The following is a 1326-nucleotide window of genomic DNA, read 5'->3' on the forward strand; positions in this document are numbered from 1 at the left end:
CGGTCTGGCTTCACAGCCCTTAGAACGCTCTCCTACCACTGTTCGTAAGAACAGTCCGCAGCTTCGGTGATACGTTTAGCCCCGGTACATTTTCGGCGCAGAGTCACTCGACCAGTGAGCTATTACGCACTCTTTAAATGGTGGCTGCTTCTAAGCCAACATCCTGGTTGTCTAAGCAACTCCACATCCTTTTCCACTTAACGTATACTTTGGGACCTTAGCTGGCGGTCTGGGCTGTTTCCCTTTCGACTACGGATCTTATCACTCGCAGTCTGACTCCCAAGGATAAGTCATCGGCATTCGGAGTTTGACTGAATTCGGTAACCCGGTAGGGGCCCCTAGTCCAATCAGTGCTCTACCTCCGAGACTCTTACCTTGAGGCTAGCCCTAAAGCTATTTCGGAGAGAACCAGCTATCTCCAGGTTCGATTGGCATTTCACCCCTACCCACACCTCATCCCCGCACTTTTCAACGTGCGTGGGTTCGGGCCTCCATTCAGTGTTACCTGAACTTCACCCTGGACATGGGTAGATCACCTGGTTTCGGGTCTACGACCACGTACTCATGCGCCCTATTCAGACTCGCTTTCGCTGCGGCTCCGCATCTTCTGCTTAACCTTGCACGGGATCGTAACTCGCCGGTTCATTCTACAAAAGGCACGCCATCACCCGTTAACGGGCTCTGACTACTTGTAGGCACACGGTTTCAGGATCTATTTCACTCCCCTTCCGGGGTGCTTTTCACCTTTCCCTCACGGTACTGGTTCACTATCGGTCACTAGGGAGTATTTAGCCTTGGGAGATGGTCCTCCCGGATTCCGACGGAATTTCACGTGTTCCGCCGTACTCAGGATCCACTCTGGAGGGAATGACATTTCAGTTACAGGGCTGTTACCTTCTCTGGCTGGCCTTTCCAGACCTCTTCGCTTATATCATTCCTTTGTAACTCCGTATAGAGTGTCCTACAACCCCAAGAGGCAAGCCTCTTGGTTTGGGCTGTTCCCGTTTCGCTCGCCGCTACTGAGGGAATCGCATTTGCTTTCTCTTCCTCCGGGTACTTAGATGTTTCAGTTCCCCGGGTATGCCTTCTCATACTCTATGTATTCAAGTATGGATACTACTCCATTACGAGCAGTGGGTTTCCCCATTCGGAAATCTCCGGATCAAAGCTTGCTTACAGCTCCCCGAAGCATATCGGTGTTCGTCCCGTCCTTCGTCGGCTCCTAGTGCCAAGGCATCCACCGTGCGCCCTTTCTAACTTAACCATTTCTTACTTTAGAAAGAATCACTATGTGTGATGAACTTTGCATTGCATTCAATGTGAATG

Annotated in this window: 1 rRNA gene; it reads right to left on the reverse strand. The window is 51.1% G+C overall.

The window, feature by feature from the left end:
- A 23S ribosomal RNA gene (locus LC033_RS16240) occupies window positions 1–1264 on the reverse strand; the annotation flags it as partial.
- Window positions 1265–1326 lie beyond the last annotated feature (62 nt).

Origin of the sequence: Bacillus stratosphericus, assembly GCF_020524495.1 — a bacterium.
GTDB lineage: Bacteria > Bacillota > Bacilli > Bacillales > Bacillaceae > Bacillus > Bacillus stratosphericus_B.